The following is a 14,798-nucleotide window of genomic DNA, read 5'->3' as shown; positions in this document are numbered from 1 at the left end:
TCTGGTAATCCCCGACGTTATCCACAATTGCGGTCAGCACCGGGGTGGCAACCTCTGTGTCCACGGTCAGGGCAAAGCCGTCCGTTGAGGCGCTTTCACCTGCCGCATTCATCGCGGTCGCGCTCAGATTGTGCGCCCCTTCAGACAGGTCAGTGTTAGGCGTGAAACGCCATGAGCCGTCTGCACCCGCGATGGCGGTGCCAATCAGGGCATCGTTGTCATAGATATTGACAGTAGCGCCCGCCATGGCATGACCAGTGAGCTCCGGACGGGCATCGTTAGTCAGACTGCCGTTAGCCAGGTCGCCGGTAATGCCACCCTGTACGTTGTCTGCCACGCTGTCGATTACTGGCACATCAGGTGCAACAACATCCTGGTCAGGGGCGGTGGTGTTGATGAAGTAAGGGTCGGAGAAGCGAGGTGCCGAGTCGTCACGCGGATTCAGAAGGACGGCCTGGAAATAATTCTGTGCGTCCGGATCCAGCGGAGTCTCTAGGGTATAGGTCCATGTGCCGTCAGCCTGTGCATGGGCGGTGCCGATTGGCTCATCGTTGAGGTAGACGCGAATGATCAGACTGCTACTGGTGCCAATGGGGACAGACCCTGTCAGCGTTGGCTGCAGGTCATCGGTTTCGCCGTACTGAGCAACCGGGCCCTGGTGCTGGCCGGTATTATCGAGAATGCTATCAATGGTCACCGGTGAGGTGGAACCAGCGCCAACCGCAGCCAGCGTTAAGTCATTTTGTTTTTCTGTTGAATCAGACATCGTGTCCAGTTCTCCATAGCTATATAATTTAATACTCAGCATCTAAAAATAGAATTATTCAGTTCCGATGCTAAGCTGAGAAATCATAATGAATAACGAGCCATCATTATCAGCCAGTAGTGTAATGCGGGTATTTATTGGCAGAAACGCCTTCAAAGAAAAAACAAAAGTCGAAAAAATCAAATCTCATCATTTAATACGATACTCATACGGAGTTACCGCAGTTCAAGCCTTTAAATTTTATTTAATTAAATTGTGATTTCTAATTAATCTTGAGCAATTTTAGGTATGGAGAAAATCTTTAGCAGAATCTGTCAGACATAATTCTTACTGCCCATGGATGGGATTTTTAAATATTAGAAAATATATTTCTCTGGCTACCGACGAATTGAAGATGACACAACTGATCCACAGTGATAAGGTCCGTTGGCATTTTGTTCTTTATTCTTTGTTCATACAGATATTAAATTTCCCAGATTATTTCCAGCCGCCGCAAGGCGGCTTTTTTTGTGAATGATATCCACCGAACTTAGAGAATGATGACTTGCTGTCGGAAGAAACCCTTCGGCTGGCAATACATTATTTTTTCAGCCGCTACCCAACCCAGGGTAGCGGCTCAAAACATCACTCCCCTTGCTGCTCCAGGGCGTGCTTGTACAGCGCGTTTTTCTTCACGCCGTGGATTTCGGCGGCGAGGGCGGCGGCTTTCTTGAGGGGCAGTTCGGCTTGCAACAGGGCCAGGGTGCGCAGGGCTTCAGCGGGCAGCGCATCGTCGCTCTGCACTTTGAAACCTTCGACGATCAGCACCATTTCGCCTTTGCGACGGTTTTCGTCTTCTTTTACCCACGCCAGCAGTTCACCGACCGGCGCACCGGTGATGGTTTCCCAGGTTTTGGTCAGTTCGCGGGCCAGTACCACGTAGCGCGATTCGCCGAGGACGGCGGTGATGTCTTCCAGGCTTTCCAGCAGACGGTGCGTGGATTCGTAGAAAATCAGGGTACGCGGTTCGTTTTCCAGGGCGCGTAACGCATCCCGGCGACCCTTCGACTTCGCGGGCAGAAAACCTTCATAGCAGAATTTATCGGACGGCAGTCCTGCCGCACTCAGCGCCGCGATAGCCGCACACGGGCCTGGGAGCGGCACCACGCGGATCCCCGCTTCACGGCAGGTACGCACCAGGTGATAGCCCGGATCGTTGATTAGCGGCGTTCCGGCATCGGAAACCAGCGCGATGTTTTGCCCTTCTTTCAGCTTCGCCAGCAGGGTTTCGGCTTTTTGCTGCTCGTTATGGTCGTGCAGGGCAAACATACGGGCATTAATGGCAAAATGCTGGAGCAATAAACCGGTATGACGCGTGTCTTCCGCGGCAATGAGATCAACAGCTTGCAGCACTTCCAGCGCACGTTGGGTGATGTCGCCAAGATTACCGATTGGCGTGGGCACTATATAGAGCTGACCCTGAGAATTGTCCGCTGTTTCGCGTTGTTTCATTGTTTAGTCCGTATTGCCGATTTAATATTGAGCATTGAGCTAAAAAAATATCACTGGATACGTATGGTACCGTCAACATTTCTTCGTTCTAAAGCCGCGCGCTGTCTGCCTGTTATGCTGGCTGCGTTACTTTTTGCCGGCTGTGGCACCCAGCAAAGCGCAGACCAGAGTGTCGCGCACCTCGAAGGCAGCGCGCAGGCCGATTCCGGTTACTACCTGCAGCAGATGCAGCAAAGTTCAGATGATAGCAAGACCAACTGGCAATTACTCGCCATTCGTGCACTGCTGAAAGAAGGCCAGAGCCAGCAGGCGCTGGAACTCTACGGTCAACTGCCTCAGGACTTGACCGCCTCTCAGCGTAAAGAACAGTCGCTGCTGGACGTAGAAATCAAGCTATCGCAGAAAGATTTTGCCGGGGCGCAGGCGCTACTCGCTAACGTTGAGGTCGCCGACCTCGATAGCAATCAGCAGGCCCGTTACTGGCAGGATGTGATTGTGGCGATGAACGGCCAGCCGTCGCTGCCGCTGCTGCGCGCCCTGATTGCGCAGGAACCGCTGCTGACCGCGCCGCAAGATAAACAGAAAAATATCGATGCCACCTGGCAGGCGCTGTCCTCAATGACCAAAGATCAGGCCAACACGCTGGTGATCAACGCTGATGAAAACGTCTTACAGGGCTGGCTGGATCTGCAACGTGTCTGGTTCGATAACCGCAACGATCCGGACATGATGAAAGCCGGGATCCAGGACTGGAAAACGCGCTATCCGCAGAACCCGGGGGCGAAAATGCTGCCGACTCAGTTAGTCAACGTGCAGAGCTTTAAACCCGCGTCCACGGCAAAAATTGCCCTTCTGCTGCCGTTGAACGGCCAGGCCGCAGTCTTCGGACGCACCATTCAGCAAGGTTTTGAAGCCGCGAAAAATGGCAGCGCAGGTGCGGTAAGCGGCAGCGCTGTGCCGGAACAAACTGCCCAGGCGGCAACCGTGCAGGACAATACTGTCGTCAGCCCGTCTGAGGCTGAAATCAACGACCTGACCGCCACCAGCCAGCCTGCGGTCGGCACGCAGGCCCAGCCGGTGACTGCGCCTCAGCAAACTGAAACGCCTACGGCCACACAGCCGGTGAGCGCAGATGACAGCAGTTCTGTGCAGCCTGCGGCTCAGCCCGCTGTCGTCGCCGTTCCCGCCAATCCCTCGGCTAACGTGAAGGTTTACGACACCACCGCCGCCCCTCTGGATCAAATCCTGAATCAGGCGCAGCAGGACGGCGTGTCCCTGGTCGTGGGCCCTCTGCTTAAGCCGGACGTAGAGTCACTGGTTAAGAGCAACACCAGCCTGAACGTACTGGCGCTCAACCAACCAGAAAACGTGCAGAATAAAGCTAACGTCTGCTATTTCGCGCTCTCCCCGGAAGATGAGGCCCGCGATGCGGCGCACCATATTCACGATCAGGGTAAGCAGGCTCCGCTGGTGCTGATCCCGCGCAATGGATTCGGCGATCGCGTGGCGAACGCCTTTGCGCAAGAGTGGCAGAAACTCGGCGGGGGTGTGGTGCTGGAACAGAAATTTGGTTCAGTGAATGAGCTGCGTGGTAACGTCAATGGCGGAGGCGGGATCGCCCTGACCGGTAGCCCAATCAGCGCCAGCCTGCCTCAGCAGGAAGCCGTCACGATTGGTGGCCTGACTATCCCGGCGCCACCGAGCGAAGCGCAAATCTCCGGCGGCGGTAAAGTCGATGCGGCCTATATTGTCGCCACCCCGGAAGAGATAGCCTACATCAAACCGATGATTGCGATGCGCAACGGCAGCCAGAGTGGCGCGACCCTTTATGCAAGTTCACGTAGTGCGCAGGGGACCGCAGGCCCGGATTTCCGTCTCGAAATGGACGGACTGCAGTTCAGCGAAATCCCTATGCTGGCGGGCAGCAATCCGGCTCTGATGCAGCAGGCGCTGAGCGCGGTGCGTAACGATTATTCGCTGGCGCGGCTGTATGCCATGGGCGTGGATGCCTGGACGCTGGCGAATCACTTCTCTCAGATGCGTCAGGTGCCAGGCTTTGAACTGAACGGCAACACAGGCGATCTGACCGCCACTCAGGATTGTGTGATCAACAGGAAGTTGTCATGGCTCAAATACCAGCAGGGACAGATGGTTGCAGCAAACTAAGCCGTAAACAGACCGGCGATGCGTGGGAGCTAAAAGCGCGTCGCTGGCTCGAAAGCAAAGGACTGCGTTTCATCGCCGCGAACGTTACGACGCGCGGCGGCGAAATCGACCTGATCATGAAAGAGGGTGCGGTAACGGTATTTGTTGAGGTTCGTTACCGGACCTCCGCGCGCTACGGTGGCGCGGCCGCCAGTGTGACACGCAGCAAACAAGTAAAATTATTACACACCGCCCGCTTGTGGCTTGCCCGCCACAATGGGAGCTTTGAGACTACGGATTGCCGGTTCGATGTGGTAGCCTTCACCGGCAGTCAGGTAGAATGGTTAACAAACGCCTTTGGCGAATAGCGTCACTCAAGAATTTAAGGGAAATCGTGCTCGACAGAATTAAAGCCTGCTTTACGGAAAGCATTCAGACCCAAATCGCAGCAGCAGAAGCGCTTCCGGACGCTATTTCCCGGGCCGCCATGACGCTGGTGCAATCCTTACTTAACGGCAACAAAATCCTCTGTTGTGGCAATGGCACATCGGCCGCCAACGCACAGCATTTTGCTGCCTGCATGATCAACCGTTTTGAAACAGAACGCCCTGGTTTACCTGCGATTGCACTTAATACCGATAATGTGGTCTTAACGGCGATTGCCAACGATCGCTTGCACGATGAAGTGTATGCCAAACAGGTTCGTGCGCTGGGTCATGCGGGCGACGTACTGCTGGCTATCTCCACCCGGGGAAACAGCCGCGATATCGTGAAAGCCGTTGAAGCCGCCGTGACGCGTGATATGACCATTGTGGCGCTGACGGGTTATGACGGGGGGGAACTGGCTGGCCTGTTGGGCCCTCAGGATGTGGAAATCCGCATTCCCTCGCACCGTGGCGCACGCATTCAGGAGATGCATATGCTGACGGTAAACTGTTTATGCGATCTGATTGATAACACCCTTTTCCCACACCAGGACGATTAAGGAGTACTCATGAAGGCATTTTCGCCCCTCGCGGTCCTTATTTCCGCGCTGCTGCTTCAGGGATGTGTCGCGGCAGCCGTTGTCGGCACCGCAGCGGTCGGCACCAAAGCGGCCACCGATCCACGTACCGTGGGTACGCAAGTCGACGACAGCACGCTTGAACTGCGTGTGAACAGCGCCCTGAACAAAGATGAACAACTGAAGAAAGAAGCGCGTGTGAACGTCATGGCATGGCAAGGTAAAGTCCTGCTGACCGGCCAGGCGCCGTCAACCGAACTGGCTTCACAGGCCAAACAAATCGCGATGGGTGTCGAAGGCGCGGCGGAAGTGTTTAACGAAATCCGTCAGGGTCAGCCGATTGGGCTGGGCACCGCCTCTTCCGATACCTGGATAACCACCAAAGTTCGCTCACAGCTGCTGGGTAGCGATCAGGTGAAATCCTCTGCGGTGAAAGTCACCACCGAAAACGCTGAAGTGTTCCTGATGGGTTCCCTGACCGAACGTGAAGGCAAAGCCGCGGCGGATATCGCCAGCCGCGTCAGCGGGGTGAAACACGTCACCACCGCCTTTACCTTCCTCAAGTAAGCACTCTGCCCGGCGGCGCAAGTTTGCCGGGCCTATAAAACGTACAAACCCACTCCGCCCGTTATCACACCACAGAGCACCACCAAGCCCCCTGAGAGCCACAACGCTTTAGCCGGAAACGCTTTGCGCAGCATAAACAGCGACGGCAAGCTCAGCGCTGGGAGCGTGATCAGCAGCGCCAGACCTGGAGCCATTCCCATTCCTGCGAGCATCATGGTCTGGACAATCGGGATCTCTGCTGCGGTCGGGATGACAAATAATGCCCCAGCCACCGCCATCGCTATCACCCAAAACAGCGTGTTGCCCACAACGCCGTCCGCATGGGGGAACAGCCAGACGCGCGCGGCTCCGAGGACCAGTACCGCGACGATATACACCGGGATCGTATTCCAGAACAGCGTCCACAGCGTTTTCCCCCAGCGGGCAAGGAACGCGGAATCGTTCGACTCATCTGGCGTATCCACCGGAACAGGCTGGGTGCTGACGGGCTCTTGCACCCATTTTTGCACCAGCGTCGCCACCAGCAGCACCGTGACTAACCCCGCAGCCAGCCGAATCAGCGTGAACTGCCAGCCGAGCACAAACCCCATGAATACCAGCGTGGCCGGGTTTAACAGTGGATTACCCAACCAGAAGGCCAGCGCGCCGCCCATCGATACCTGCTGGCGACGCATACCCGCCGCCACCGGAGCCGCACAGCAGGTACACATCATCCCAGGCAGTGAAAATAAGGTGCCAAGCAGGGTGGCGCGAAAGCGCGGTTGTCCGAGGGTGCGCAGCAACCAGTCACGGGGGATCAGCACCTGGATCAGCGATCCCAGCAGGACACCCAGCACCGCGGCTTTCCAGACCGCGAGAAAATAGACCATCGCGTAGTCCAACGCCGCCCGCCACGGGTTATCAGCCGCCTGCGCCAGAATGGATTTACCGATGCTGTGGGTGTCCGCCGCGGTGAACGCTTTGCCGTAATACGGCTGCCACTTCACGTACCACAGACCAACGATCACCACGAGAAAGAAGAGTGCAGGTTTCCACCACGTCAGTGGGGTTGCTGCCCGAGAGGAAGACTGACCAGTCATACCAGGCTCCGGAGAAGAAAAATATTGTGAGGCAGGATGTTACGCCTGCCTTGCCGCCATTTCACGTAATTTTGCCGAGGAGAGGATGTTTACGCCCTGTGTAGCAGGGGCCAGCGCATCATTCAGCATGGCGCGCGCCACGTCACGTGCGTCGATGGATTTCCAGTTCCCCGGTAAGAAACCAAACAGTGGCGCCAGCAGCGACTCGTTCAGACGGCGATTTTCACGATCGCCCAGCAGCATTGACGGACGGGCAATCGTCAGCCGGGGCCACTGCTGGGCTATCAACGCTTCCTCCATTTCGCCTTTCACCCGATTGTAGAAAAAGGGCGAACGGGCATTGGCTCCCATCGCGCTGACCACCAGCATCTGGCTGGCTCCGAGCCGCTGGCCGGTGAGCGCGGTATCCACCACCAGCGTATAGTCGGCATGCACAAACGCCTCTTTGCTGCCCGCCTCGCGCCGCGTGGTGCCGAGACAGCAGAAAACGATATCGACCGGCGCTGTCACCTGCGCCAGCGCGTCGGTCAGCTGCGGGTCGTGAGGATTACTGACCTTGTCGGGCATATCCTGCAACGGGCGTCGGGTGGCGGCGGTAATATGGGTAATGCCAGGCGCCTGAATCATCATTCGTAGTAAGTGCCCACCAACCAATCCAGTTGCCCCGGTAATCAGTACATGTGTCATTAGAGTCTCCTTTGCAGAATTTTCCGTGTGATCAATGCCCCGGAATGAACCAGGCTTAACAGTCTGAATGAGTATTAACCCTTTCTGGAGAATTTACCTTTCTGAAGCCAGAACCACGGAGGAACCATGAGCAAGAAAATAGCGGTCTTGTTAACCGACGAGTTTGAAGATTCAGAGTTTGCCTCACCCGCCGCTGAATTTAAGAAAGCGGGCCATCAGGTGGTAACCATTGAAAAACAGGCGGGTAAAACGGTCAAAGGCAAAAAAGGCGAGACCCGCGTCGCTATCGATAAAGCCATTGATGACGTCAGTCCTGCCGAATTTGACGCCCTGTTGCTCCCCGGCGGCTACTCCCCGGACCAGCTGCGCGGTGACGAGCGTTTCGTTACCTTTACCCGTGATTTTATCAACAGCGGCAAACCGGTGTTCGCTATCTGCCACGGCCCGCAGTTGTTAATTAGCGCCGATGTACTGCGCGGACGCAAACTGACCGCCGTGAAGCCGATTGTGGTGGACGTTAAAAATGCGGGCGGTGAGTTTTACGATCAGGAAGTGGTGGTAGATAAGGATCAATTGGTGACCAGCCGGACGCCGGATGACCTTCCGGCGTTTAATCGCGAGGCGTTACGCCTGCTCGGCTCCTGATCCTCGCAACCAAATCATTTTCTTACCAAAACCCAGCGTGTTGTCGGTGAATTTCAGTTCATCAATCCGGACTTCCCACAGGGGCGCCGGCAGCATTCTGGCCATCGGAAAGCGGCGATAGTAGCGTTCGCGCATCGCCGCACTCTCATTTTCTTCCATTAGCCGTATTTCACCCCGGAACTGCACGCCGCGGATCAGCGCCACCGTTTTCGGCTGTCCGTTAACCGTGCCGGCAACAACGGCGCGTGGACCGCTCATTTGCGCATGGCGGGTGGTTTCTTCGGTGAGCAGGTAGAAGGCCACGTTTTCACGGTCGTAAAGATAAAATGCACAGGCGGCCCACAGCTCGCCGTCTTTTGCCACACTCCAGCTGACAACGTGCTGTTTTTCCAGCCATCGACTGATGGCGGCCAGTGACTCCATTTTTACTCTCCCGCGTGCTATGGTGCGCTCACCTTAACACAGGAGCCGGAACGTGTGCTGGTTTGTCTATATGATTCGAAGCCCTGATAACCGTCTTTATACGGGCATTACAACCGACGTTGAGCGTCGTCTGAGCCAGCATCAGTGCGGGAAGGGGGCGAAGGCGTTACGGGGAAAGGGAGAGCTCACGCTGGCGTTTGCTCGTGAAGTTGGTGAACGCTCACTTGCGTTGCGACTGGAATATCAAATCAAGCAGCTGACGAAGCGCCAGAAAGAGCGCCTCGTCGCCGGAGATGCGTCATTTGACGCGATGTTAGCGAGCCTCAGAAACGGTTGAAATGGTCGCTGTATTCGACCAGGCCATGCACGCCGTTGAGCGCATCATCGGCCAGCGGACGTACCTGGAACGCCGCCTCAGCTCCCTGCCAACGGCAGCGTAAATCAAAGCGAGCAGCCGGTTCGAAGCCCAGTTTACCGTACAGCGCCGGGTCGCCCAGCGTCACCACAGCGGCGTAACCGAACTCATTGAGTGAATCGAGCCCTTCATACACCAGCTGACGGCCAATACCCTGCCCCTGCCAGGCTTTATCTACCGCCAGCGGGGCCAGTCCGACCCACTGCAACTCTTCGCCTTCGACGCTAACCGGGCTGAAGGCCACATAGCCGACCACCTGTCCTTCGTCGTCTGTGGCGACCAGGCCCAGAGTAATCAGACCGTCTTCACGCAGGGAGTGCACCAAATCCGCTTCGCCTTCGCCGTCAAACGAACGGCGCAGCAGGGCATCAATACCCGGCGCATCTATCCCAATCTCCACTCGAATCAGCATGGCTCACCTACCGATGTGTGTCTGGTTTGTGGCGGATTCTGTAATCCGGCCTCAACAAAGTCCGCCAGTTGCATCAGCATGATACGCAGCGCTTTCGGCATCTGCTCAAGCTCAATGGCGTCCATCAGGTTTTTAACGTATAGCCCCAATTCCGTGTCGCCTTCGATCACTAAACGACGCTGGAAAAAGAGCGTATCCGGATCCTGCTTGCGAGCCGCAATCATCAGCAAATCGCTGGCATCAGCGCTGAAGCTCACATCGGCATCTGCGGAATCACTGACAATCAGGCGGTCATTCTCGACGGAAGTGAACCAACGCAGGCCAATGTCGCGCACTTCAATGCTTAACCAGCGGCCTTGCAGAAAATCCAGTTCCCCTTCCGCCAGTGCCTGGCGGAACTGCCAGCTTAGCACCTGTTCCAGTACCTGACGTTTTAACGCGAACGGCGCGACTTTCACCGGGACGCTCATCAGAGTCGGGCCCATCTGTACCAGGCGTGAACGCAGTTTATCCAACACGAGCTTTACTCCCTCAATGCAATAGTCTGGTTATTCTGCCACATCCGTTGAACAACATAGCGGCGTAAATCAACAATTCTGTAAGAGGCTGTGCCGCATTATTGGCACGCTCAATGCGCTTTTAACTGCCTCAAATCAAAAATTGTCGACGTTGGGTTAACTAAAATCCCAGTTCGTTAACAATCGCGGCCCTGCGGGTCGCTGCCTCAGGAAACATTATGGAGCTGCTCTGTCCTGCCGGAAACCTCCCGGCGCTTAAGGCGGCCATCGAAAACGGTGCCGACGCGGTATACATCGGACTGAAAGATGACACCAACGCCCGTCACTTTGCCGGCCTTAACTTCACCGAAAAGAAACTGCAGGAAGCGGTCAGCTTTGTTCATCAGCATCGCCGTAAGCTACATATCGCCATCAATACGTTTGCTCACCCGGACGGTTACGCCCGCTGGCAACGCGCGGTGGATATGGCGGCTCAGCTCGGTGCCGATGCGCTGATCCTCGCTGACATCGCAATGCTGGAATACGCCGCCGAGCGCTATCCGCACATTGAACGCCATGTCTCCGTGCAGGCTTCCGCGACCAATGAAGAAGCCATTCGCTTCTATCATCGTCACTTTGACGTCGCCCGCGTGGTACTGCCACGCGTACTTTCTATTCATCAGGTTAAGCAACTGGCGCGCACCACGCCAGTTCCGCTGGAAGTTTTTGCCTTCGGCAGCCTGTGCATTATGGCTGAAGGCCGCTGTTTTCTCTCCTCCTGGTTAACGGGGGAGTCACCGAATACGGTAGGAGCCTGTTCACCGGCGAAATATGTGCGCTGGCAGCAAACGCCGCAGGGGCTGGAGTCACGTCTGAATGAAGTGCTGATCGACCGCTATCAGGACGGCGAAAACGCCGGGTATCCGACGCTGTGTAAAGGGCGCTATCTGGTTGACGATCAGCGTTTCCACGTGCTTGAAGAGCCGACCAGCCTGAACACTCTGGAACTGCTGCCGGAACTGCTCGCCGCAAATATTGCCTCGGTAAAAATCGAAGGCCGCCAGCGTAGCCCGGCGTATGTCAGCCAGGTGGCGAAAGTGTGGCGTCAGGCGATCGACCGCTGTATGGCGGATCCGCAGAACTTCGTGCCACAGGCCGCGTGGATGGACACGCTGGGCGCGATGTCCGAAGGCACCCAAACCACGCTTGGCGCGTATCACCGTAAATGGCAGTAAGGAACGTGATGAAATATTCATTAGGGCCGGTGCTCTACTACTGGTCAAAAGAGACGCTGGAAGATTTTTATCAGCAGGCGGCCCACAGCAGCGCCGACGTGATTTATCTCGGTGAAGCCGTGTGCAGTAAACGTCGCGCCACCAAAGTCGGCGACTGGCTGGATATGGCGAAGTCATTGGCCGGAAGCGGCAAGCAGGTAGTGCTCTCGACGCTGGCGCTGGTGCAGGCCTCTTCCGAACTCAACGAGCTGAAGCGCTATGTTGAAAATGGGGATTTTCTTCTGGAAGCCAGCGACCTGGGCGTGGTGAACCTCTGCGCCGATCGCAAATTACCGTTTGTCGCCGGGCACGCGCTGAACTGCTACAACGCCGTGACGCTTCGCCTGCTGCAAAAACAGGGCATGGTGCGTTGGTGTATGCCAGTGGAACTCTCCCGAGACTGGCTGGTAAATCTGCTGAATCAGTGCGAAGAATTAGGCATTCGCGATAAATTCGAAGTGGAAGTGCTGAGCTACGGCCATTTGCCGTTGGCCTACTCCGCCCGCTGCTTTACCGCACGTTCGGAAGATAAACCGAAAGACGAATGCGAAACCTGCTGCATTAAATACCCGAACGGGCGCAACATGCTGTCACAGGAAAATCAGCAGGTGTTTGTTCTCAACGGCATCCAAACCATGAGCGGCTACGTTTACAACCTCGGCAACGAGCTTCAGTCTATGGCGGGCCTGGTTGATATCGTGCGCCTGTCCCCCCTGGGCACAGAAACCTTTGCGATGATTGACGCCTTCCGTGCGAATGAAAACGGGGCTGCGCCGCTCACGCTCGAAGCGCATAGCGATTGCAACGGCTACTGGAAACGTCTGGCCGGGCTTGAACTGCAGGCTTAAAAAAAGCTCACTTTGTTAACAGCAGTTATCCGTTTGTCATGCAGTATGAAAGATGCAGCTTTTCTGGCTGGCGCGATTATCCTGCGCCAGACTGGAAGAAGACCTTCAATCTGATGACGATGCTGTAGCAAAGTGAGCCGTTATGACTGACAAAAATATTGCTTTCTCGGTGCTGGATCTGGCCCCGATCCCTCAAGGTTCCTCTGCCAAAGAGGCCTTTTCTCATTCACTCGATCTGGCACGCCTCGCAGAGAAGCGTGGTTATCATCGCTATTGGCTGGCCGAGCACCACAACATGACCGGCATTGCCAGCGCCGCAACGTCGGTGCTGATTGGCTATCTGGCGGCCAATACCACTACCCTGCACCTCGGTTCCGGTGGGGTGATGTTACCGAATCACTCCCCGCTGGTCATTGCTGAGCAGTTCGGCACCCTCAATACGCTTTACCCGGGTCGTATCGATTTGGGATTGGGCCGTGCGCCGGGGAGCGATCAGCCGACGATGCGCGCCCTGCGCCGTCATATGGGCGGAGATATCGATAACTTCCCGCGCGATGTGGCGGAGTTGGTTGACTGGTTCGACGCGCGTGACCCGAATCCGCAGGTACGTCCTGTGCCGGGCTACGGTGAGAAAATCCCGGTGTGGCTGCTAGGCTCAAGCCTGTACAGCGCTCAGTTGGCAGCGCAGTTAGGCCTCCCGTTCGCGTTTGCCTCACACTTCGCACCGGATATGCTGTTCCAGGCGCTGCAGCTGTATCGCACCCAGTTCAAGCCATCAGAACGTCTGGCAAAACCGCACGCGATGGTGTGCATCAACATCATTGCCGCCGACAGCAACCGAGACGCGGAGTTTCTGTTCACCTCAATGCAACAGGCGTTCGCCAAACTGCGCCGGGGTGAAACCGGGCAGCTGCCGCCGCCGATTGAGAATATGGACCAATTCTGGTCTCCGTCGGAAAAATACGGGGTCGATCAGGCGCTGGGCATGTCTCTGGTGGGTGACAAAGCGAAAGTCCGTCATGGGCTGGAATCGGTGCTGCGTGAAACGCAGGCTGACGAAATCATGGTTAACGGGCAGATCTTTGATCATCAGGCACGCCTGCATTCGTTTGATTTAGCGATGCAGGTGAAAGAGGAACTGTTGGGGTAATTTTTGTTTATTGCCCGGCGGCATTTCGCCGCCGGGCGTGAACGATTACTGATACACAGGCAACACATTAAAGCTCGACAGGAAATGCACCACCGCGTTACCCACCCCGAATATCAGGATCAGGGCAATCATCGGTTTGCCACCCCAGACGCGGAACTGCGGGCTGCCAAAGCGTTTGCGAGACTTACGTGCCAGCAGCGCCGGAACAATCGCCGCCCAGATAGTGGCAGCCAGGCCAGCATAACCAATCGCATACAGGAAACCGTTCGGCCACAGTAAGCCTCCCACCACCGGCGGAACAAACGTCAACAGCGCAGTTTTAAAACGCCCAAGCGGCGCATCATCGAACTTAAACAGATCGGCCAGGTAGTCGAACAGGCCCAGCGTTACGCCGAGGAAAGAGCTCGCCACCGCAAAGTTTGAGAACACCACCAGCAGAAGATCCAGACTACGGCTGTTCAACACCCCGCTTAACGCCTGCACCAGTACATCAATGTTCCCGCCTTTCTGCGCGATGCCGACAAATTCGGGACGTGGAATATTGCCCATCGTGCCCAACAACCAGATAACGTACAGACCCAGCGCGAGCAACGTGCCGTAGACCAGGCATTTCACAATGGTACGCGGATCTTTACCGTAGTATTTCATCAGGCTCGGCACGTTGCCGTGATAGCCAAACGACGCCAGACAGAATGGCAGCGTCATCAGCAAATACGGCAGGTACGTCGCATGCTGTTCAGCCACGTTAAACAACGTCGGGGATTCCACATGCCCGAGCAGGCTGCCAAACGTCAGGAAGAAGGTGATGACCTTCGCCCCCAGCACGATAGCCGTCATGCGGCTGACCGCTTTGGTACTGAGCCATACCACAAACGCTACCAGCAACGCGAAGCCCAGCCCCGCCAGGCGCGGTGGCACGTTCAGGGACATTTCGCTGAAGGTGTGATGCAGAATAGAACCGCTCGCCGAGATATAGGCATAGGTCAGAATATAGAGCACGAAGGCAATCGACAGTCCGTTGATGATATTCCAGCGCTTGCCCAGTAAATCTTTGGTGATGGTGTCAAAGCTGGAACCGATCCGGTAATTGAGGTTCGCCTCAAGGATCATCAGCCCGGAATGCAGCATACAGAACCAGGTAAACACCAGCGCCGCGAGCGACCAGAAGAACCACGCCCCGGACATCACCACCGGCAGCGAGAACATTCCCGCCCCGATAATCGTTCCGCCGATAATCACCACCCCGCCAATCAATGACGGCCGGGTTGCTGTGGTGGTCAATGTCGCCATAGCGCCTGCTCTCCAGAAAAAGAATTCATATCCGTGTTAATGCGCAGCACTGTACCAGTACACGAGTACAATTGGAATAAAAAAAGCCCCGATAATCAATACCGGG

At 56.1% G+C, this 14,798-nt stretch carries 17 protein-coding genes; 9 read left to right on the top strand and 8 right to left on the bottom strand.

From position 1 onward, the window contains the following. Nucleotides 1–766 (bottom strand): Ig-like domain-containing protein (locus tag ACG0Z5_RS16940; protein WP_394449524.1); only part of this gene is annotated, 766 nt, incomplete at its 3' end. A gap of 624 nt (nt 767–1,390) precedes the next feature. Continuing rightward, entirely contained in the window at nt 1,391–2,257 is an 867-nt protein-coding gene (gene rsmI / locus ACG0Z5_RS16935; protein ID WP_319627362.1) for a 16S rRNA (cytidine(1402)-2'-O)-methyltransferase, read from the bottom strand. Nucleotides 2,258–2,320: 63 nt separating this feature from the next. On the opposite strand from rsmI, the gene ACG0Z5_RS16930 reads away from it, so the two are divergent. From ACG0Z5_RS16930 to dolP, 4 genes are read left to right on the top strand one after another with little or no spacing between them, the layout of a single operon-like run. Then, complete coding sequence (locus ACG0Z5_RS16930) at nt 2,321–4,423, top strand: penicillin-binding protein activator (RefSeq protein WP_394449522.1); 2,103 nt, start codon at nt 2,321–2,323, stop codon at nt 4,421–4,423. After that, a complete protein-coding gene (locus ACG0Z5_RS16925) occupies nt 4,381–4,770 on the top strand; it encodes a YraN family protein (RefSeq protein WP_394449520.1) in 390 nt (129 codons plus the stop codon). Before ACG0Z5_RS16930 ends, ACG0Z5_RS16925 begins: the two co-directional genes overlap by 43 nt. A 26-nt stretch (nt 4,771–4,796) precedes the next feature. Then, nucleotides 4,797–5,387 (top strand): DnaA initiator-associating protein DiaA, encoded by a 591-nt coding sequence (gene diaA, locus ACG0Z5_RS16920; protein WP_110510535.1) that lies wholly within the window; start codon nt 4,797–4,799, stop codon nt 5,385–5,387. Nucleotides 5,388–5,396: 9 nt separating this feature from the next. Beyond that, nucleotides 5,397–5,972, top strand: coding sequence for a division/outer membrane stress-associated lipid-binding lipoprotein (gene dolP / locus ACG0Z5_RS16915; protein WP_394449518.1), 576 nt, complete (start codon nt 5,397–5,399; stop codon nt 5,970–5,972). A gap of 32 nt (nt 5,973–6,004) precedes the next feature. On the opposite strand, the gene ACG0Z5_RS16910 is transcribed toward dolP, so the two are convergent. Further along, a complete protein-coding gene (locus tag ACG0Z5_RS16910) occupies nt 6,005–7,051 on the bottom strand; it encodes a permease (protein WP_394449516.1) in 1,047 nt (348 codons plus the stop codon). A gap of 39 nt (nt 7,052–7,090) precedes the next feature. Further along, nucleotides 7,091–7,738 carry an NAD(P)H-binding protein gene (locus tag ACG0Z5_RS16905; protein WP_394449514.1) on the bottom strand — a complete coding sequence of 216 codons (648 nt, stop codon included), beginning with the start codon at nt 7,736–7,738 and terminating at the stop codon, nt 7,091–7,093. Between the two features lie 126 nt (nt 7,739–7,864). On the opposite strand from ACG0Z5_RS16905, the gene ACG0Z5_RS16900 reads away from it, so the two are divergent. After that, the gene (locus ACG0Z5_RS16900; RefSeq protein WP_394449512.1) at nt 7,865–8,383 is read left to right on the top strand and encodes a type 1 glutamine amidotransferase domain-containing protein; all 519 of its coding nucleotides are present in this window, start codon (nt 7,865–7,867) and stop codon (nt 8,381–8,383) included. On the opposite strand, the gene ACG0Z5_RS16895 is transcribed toward ACG0Z5_RS16900, so the two are convergent. After that, a complete protein-coding gene (locus ACG0Z5_RS16895) occupies nt 8,363–8,806 on the bottom strand; it encodes a YhbP family protein (protein WP_394449510.1) in 444 nt (147 codons plus the stop codon). The two genes, ACG0Z5_RS16900 and ACG0Z5_RS16895, sit on opposite strands and share 21 nt — an antisense overlap. 52 nt (nt 8,807–8,858) lie before the next feature. Here ACG0Z5_RS16895 and ACG0Z5_RS16890 point away from each other — a divergent pair, with 52 nt between their 5' ends. Further along, complete coding sequence (locus ACG0Z5_RS16890; RefSeq protein WP_394449508.1) at nt 8,859–9,143, top strand: GIY-YIG nuclease family protein; 285 nt, start codon at nt 8,859–8,861, stop codon at nt 9,141–9,143. On the opposite strand, the gene ACG0Z5_RS16885 is transcribed toward ACG0Z5_RS16890, so the two are convergent. Beyond that, nucleotides 9,130–9,633 carry a GNAT family N-acetyltransferase gene (locus ACG0Z5_RS16885; protein WP_394449506.1) on the bottom strand — a complete coding sequence of 168 codons (504 nt, stop codon included), beginning with the start codon at nt 9,631–9,633 and terminating at the stop codon, nt 9,130–9,132. The genes ACG0Z5_RS16890 and ACG0Z5_RS16885 overlap by 14 nt on opposite strands. Next, a complete protein-coding gene (locus ACG0Z5_RS16880) occupies nt 9,627–10,151 on the bottom strand; it encodes an SCP2 domain-containing protein (RefSeq protein ID WP_394449504.1) in 525 nt (174 codons plus the stop codon). The genes ACG0Z5_RS16885 and ACG0Z5_RS16880 overlap by 7 nt, the downstream gene beginning before the upstream one ends. 218 nt (nt 10,152–10,369) lie before the next feature. On the opposite strand from ACG0Z5_RS16880, the gene ACG0Z5_RS16875 reads away from it, so the two are divergent. The 3 genes from ACG0Z5_RS16875 to ACG0Z5_RS16865 all read left to right on the top strand — a co-directional run bounded on the left by ACG0Z5_RS16875 (nt 10,370) and on the right by ACG0Z5_RS16865 (nt 13,402). Next, nucleotides 10,370–11,365: a peptidase U32 family protein gene (locus ACG0Z5_RS16875; RefSeq protein WP_319786143.1), complete on the top strand. Its 996-nt coding sequence runs from the start codon at nt 10,370–10,372 to the stop codon at nt 11,363–11,365. Further along, the gene (locus ACG0Z5_RS16870; protein WP_394449502.1) at nt 11,356–12,252 is read left to right on the top strand and encodes a U32 family peptidase; all 897 of its coding nucleotides are present in this window, start codon (nt 11,356–11,358) and stop codon (nt 12,250–12,252) included. Before ACG0Z5_RS16875 ends, ACG0Z5_RS16870 begins: the two co-directional genes overlap by 10 nt. Before the next feature lie 142 nt (nt 12,253–12,394). Further along, nucleotides 12,395–13,402 (top strand): luciferase-like monooxygenase, encoded by a 1,008-nt coding sequence (locus ACG0Z5_RS16865; protein WP_394449500.1) that lies wholly within the window; start codon nt 12,395–12,397, stop codon nt 13,400–13,402. A gap of 45 nt (nt 13,403–13,447) precedes the next feature. Here the strand turns inward: ACG0Z5_RS16865 and mtr are convergent, their stop codons facing one another. Beyond that, on the bottom strand, nt 13,448–14,692 hold the full coding sequence (gene mtr, locus ACG0Z5_RS16860; protein ID WP_394449498.1) for a tryptophan permease: 1,245 nt from the start codon (nt 14,690–14,692) through the stop codon (nt 13,448–13,450). Between the last annotated feature and the right edge of the window lie 106 nt (nt 14,693–14,798).

This window comes from Scandinavium sp. M-37 (assembly GCF_043558715.1).
Taxonomy (GTDB): domain Bacteria; phylum Pseudomonadota; class Gammaproteobacteria; order Enterobacterales; family Enterobacteriaceae; genus Scandinavium; species Scandinavium vulneris_A.
This window is presented reverse-complemented; position numbering and strand designations above follow the sequence as displayed.